The 4,425-nt window shown below is 39.2% G+C and carries 5 protein-coding genes; 3 read left to right on the top strand and 2 right to left on the bottom strand.

Annotated features, from left to right (window positions below; genetic code table 11):
* From Q0541_RS23825 to Q0541_RS23835, 3 genes are all read left to right on the top strand, one after another.
* The coding region (locus Q0541_RS23825; protein WP_298916388.1) for a TraM recognition domain-containing protein at positions 1–478 on the top strand (478 nt) is incomplete at its 5' end.
* 51 nt (positions 479–529) lie between these two features.
* On the top strand, positions 530–946 hold the full coding sequence (locus Q0541_RS23830; protein WP_292824606.1) for a hypothetical protein: 417 nt from the start codon (positions 530–532) through the stop codon (positions 944–946).
* Positions 939–2,186, top strand: a complete 1,248-nt coding sequence (locus tag Q0541_RS23835) for a hypothetical protein (protein ID WP_298916392.1) — start codon at positions 939–941, stop codon at positions 2,184–2,186. The genes Q0541_RS23830 and Q0541_RS23835 overlap by 8 nt, the downstream gene beginning before the upstream one ends.
* Positions 2,187–2,311: 125 nt before the next feature.
* On the opposite strand, the gene Q0541_RS23840 is transcribed toward Q0541_RS23835, so the two are convergent.
* On the bottom strand, positions 2,312–2,539 hold the full coding sequence (locus Q0541_RS23840) for a hypothetical protein (RefSeq protein WP_298916395.1): 228 nt from the start codon (positions 2,537–2,539) through the stop codon (positions 2,312–2,314).
* Positions 2,540–2,859: 320 nt separating this feature from the next.
* A partial coding sequence (locus Q0541_RS23845; protein ID WP_298916398.1) for a DUF3854 domain-containing protein occupies positions 2,860–4,425 on the bottom strand: 1,566 nt, incomplete at its 5' end.

The raw sequence follows: 4,425 nt of genomic DNA on the forward strand, positions 1-4,425 counted from the left end.
AATTTTAGCGATCGCACCTTTTTCACCCAACCTCACAAAATCGCGTTGCTCCCCCGAACGATTTAGTAAATTTTTAGGTGAAGAGGAAATTAAATACAAGCAACGTTCTCGCTCATCAGGAGGCAAGGGTGGTGCAAGTATTTCCAACTCTGACCAAAACAGTACTCGGAAGTTATTTGACATTAACCAATTTAATACATTGCCATCAGGAAAAGCTGTAATTATTAGTCCAGGGTTTCGTTCTCGTGGACAGATAAGTTTGCCAATCTTGCAATCAATTAAGATTCCTCAGCATGAAATCCAATCTGAAGCTGACAGTGTGAAAGCTTGGTACAAGTTTCAAAAGTTCTTATCTAAAAAGTCTACTCTCTTAACTCCAGCAGATGAAGAAATGAAAATTCGCCGAGCCTCCGCGATAAAATTGTTACCTTTAATAGAAAACCAAGAGCAGTTATCATCATATGCAAGTCTGATTTAAAGTGAAATTTCCTGCCCTTAATAGTCATCACAAATATTCAGGATAAATACCATGTCGTCACGCGATTTTTACTCACTTAATGATTATGACAGACGAGAAATTGCAAAACTTCCACCTCAGATAGCAGCTTTAGCAGATAAATATCCATGTGAGATTGTAAATGTTGTCGATGCTTGGGACGATGAGCCTTTTGGGATTAATTATGTTCCTCAATATGTTGAAATTTATAGCGATGCTGGTGAAAAGGCTAGCTTGTGTATTTTAGACGGGGTTCTCACTGACTATACACCTGCTAATCCAGAAATTAATACCTCAACTGTCCAAGTAATCATTGATGGCAAGTTTGCTTATATCGAAATTGAAGGAAGGGTAATAATCAATCATCTGGGCGGAATAATTCTTCCCAAAGTAACTGTCAATCCTTCGGAGTTAATTCAAGTTTTACTAAAGGAATCAAATCATGATTGATGATGGAGATGCCAAAGAAATTAAACGTGACTACTTGGATATTCTAGAAGCCCTACTTAAAAATATTCAGCAAAAAGCAAAATCAAAAGAAATACCGACTAGCAACGATATAAGTATTTATGCTGGTGGTCAGCAGGTATATAAAGGACTTGTCGGACAATCACCATCTAAAAATTTATTGACTTCCGAACAACTAGAAAATATTAACAAAGCGATAACTGACCCCAAAAATTCTCAAGGTACTATCTTGATCAAGATTGGTAAATCGGAAGTTTTTCGCGTTCAAAATGGACGGATAACCAATGATTTATTAGGTTTAGCTCCCCCATCACAGCCAAATAAAGTTGTAACGAAGGAGCGAATTTATAGTGTAGAAGCTTTGCAAAAACAAGTGAAAGTTTTACAAAGTAAACTTCAAGCACAGCAAAAACTTGTTGAAAGTATCAAAGAGACGCAACAAACGCCTGAATCGCTGTCAAAGTTAATTGACCAAGTTGCCGAAATGGGTAAATCTTTGGAGAAACAACAGCAGTTGATTGAAAATACTCAAAAAGCATTGTCCCAGGTGAATGAACGTTCTTTACCACAAATTCAAAATACGGTTCTTCAAAACTGGGTGGGTACGGTTGAGAACCAGGTAAAACAAACTGCCAAGAATGTTTTTGAGTGGGTTAAAGATGCGCTAACACTTGAAGTTACCAAGCTCAGAAACGAAATTGCTTTACTCAAATCTCAAATTAATGAACAAATTACTAGCTTCAAGGATGAAGTTAAATATCAGATTGACAGTGTAAGAAATGAACTCAATCAACAAGTTGGTAACTTAACTCAAGAGTTACGTACACAAGCAGATAGTGTTAAAAACACTGTTGAGCAAAGCCTTATGGGTGTTAAGTCAGCTATTGACAATACTCGAACTGAACTACGAGCTGCTGTTGATGATGTTAAAGGTCAAGCTATCGAGCAAAGTGTTAAAGCACTGCTGAATATCTTGGGCAAAGATAACCCTGATGGTTCCAAGAGTTTTAAAAGTACAAATTTTGATTTTGAACGCCTTGGCGATAATGTAATTGTTCGTGCCAAAAACGGCGAGACTGTTCTCACTGATGGAGTTTTATCGCCTAACGTTTCAGAGAAACAGTTACAGGCACTTGATAAGGTTCAATCTGTTGTTGATATGCATCATCAAATTGAAAATAATGCTCAACAAAACTCAGAATTTAGAGCTATAAAGAGATAGAAAATTGCGTCTTTATATGGCGCATTGATAAAAGTGAAATGGGTAAGGGATGATGAGGGTAAATAGGATTGTGGGGAAAGGGGAAAGGTTTTGAATACATCCTTTCCCCTTTCTCTCAGAAGTGTTTATCGTCTAAATCTACTTTGTTTGCTCTCATGGGATTGGGGAATTTCCAACAAGATCATAATCCGGGCTTTGTCCTCTCTAATTAATTGGCGAACCATATTCATTTTCTGTCCAAAAGTTAAAGATAAGTCAGCTTTACCGACAGGGTAAAATAACTTGTTGACTTGATCACCTTTGACTTTTTCACCTTGAGCATATTTCCCTACTTCGATAAATAAATCTGACATTTTTTGTTTATCTAAATGCTGGAGCATCTGCCTTAGAAGTGACTTTATATTTGTTGTAACTTGTTCCTTTTCTTCGACAGCACCAGCAGTTTTTTGTTTAAGGCACTCCGACAATTTATCAATTATGGCGACTACATTGGTGACAATCTTAGTAAATTCACTATTAGCAGGATAAAAGGATAGTTCCTTGATTACAGTTGGTAATGTTTCAGCCAGTGCAGACTCAACAGATGATTGGTCAACATAATCAACTATCGCATTTATGGCGAGTTGTGATATTTGACGTTGTTCTGATTGAATTAATGCTGTTGTCAGTTTGTCTAATGTAGTTGCTCCATTTCTTGGAGTTCAATGTCTCGGCTAATTGCTGTAAGAAATTCCTCATTTCTTCGGCTTGGCTCTGTTCCAAATGTAGGATTTTTGCGCTCAATTCCTGACTCAGTTTCTCGTGACTGCTCAACAATTTCTCTATTTTCTCGGTTAACACTACTAATTCCTGTGTCGGTTTTGGGTTGTTGTCGGTTGATGTCATCGGTTTGTCCTATAGATTGGTTTTGCTGTAAAGAACGTTGTTCTGGTGTTAACTTTTGAGGTGGTGATATCGTGGCAGCACTCTTGTATTGATTCTGGCGTTGCCAGTCTCTTAAATTCATAGCTTGATGACTCAATTTCTCGTAAGCCAGTGGCCCACGAGCGACTATAAAATCATCGACACCTTTAGAAGGCCCTGGCAAGCTGACGACCTTGACCCTAGCTCCAGCTTTTTGTAATAATCTTCCAGTTACGGAAATATCTCGCTCAATATTGAGCTTCGTTTCAGGCTTGGTTTCATAGTCAAAGCAGAATTTGATTTCTCGAGAAGGTGTGGCGAAAACTGCTAACTCTTCATGTAGGTAAGACTTGCCAATTTTTTTGCCAAACTCATCTTTGGGAGTTCGGTATCCCGCCGAAATCCCAGGTAGACCAATGGCAGCATGACCCTGACTCAACAGACTGGCTGCTTTTTTCGCGCCTTCTGCGATCGCACAGGGGATATTATGTTTCCAGACACAGTACCAAAATCCTGATTTGCGCTCCTGTTGCGTGGGGTTAACTTTGTGTTTGGAGTAGATGCGTTCTGCAAACTCGTCAGGGATATCAAGTAGGAAGATGCTTAATTCAACCTTGGGAGGATGCTCATATTTGATAAATTTCCCTTCAATTATTTGACCATGATCATCTTTTTTTGGTCTGGGCGTATTCGGCTTGTAACATCCCCATCTTTTGCTCAAAGGTTTATCACCTGGAGTCAAATCGGCAAATGAACGCGCATCAACTCCAGCATCACACCACCATCCACCAGCATCAAGATGCGAATATGCCCTTATAAAACCATCTGTTAGCCGTCCTGTATTTGTTCGATTCAGCTTCTCGCTGACCATGAGCCGTTCCCAGGCTTCATGCTCACCACCTGCATAGTTAAACTGAAGACTTTCAAAGTTTTTTGCCGCAATGTCCGGGTGAATGGCGCTATTTTCAAACTCTTGCCAGTGCTTTGGTTCAATAAAATTAGGTATTTTTTCAGTATGGTGTGGTGTCCAAAACGCTTCTGTGGGGACAGCAGATTTCAGTACTGGCTTAGAGAAAACTGATTCAACAGTATTATAGTTTGGTGTCTCTTTCAAGACGGGCAAGACTTTCGGTACTTTTATTGATGAATCATGGCTTGTTGTCCGGCTAGATGCGACTGATTTCACAATTGGCTCGACATTTGGAGTAGATACTGTCGTCTCTTGTTTTAGTACTGGCTTCTCAAAAGGGGCACTTATATTTATAGTTATTGCTTGGTGCTGCGGGAGCAACGCGATTTTGTGAGGTTGGGTGAAAAAGGTGCGATCGCTAAAATT

This window comes from uncultured Nostoc sp. (assembly GCF_937863485.1).
Classification (GTDB): domain Bacteria; phylum Cyanobacteriota; class Cyanobacteriia; order Cyanobacteriales; family Nostocaceae; genus Nostoc.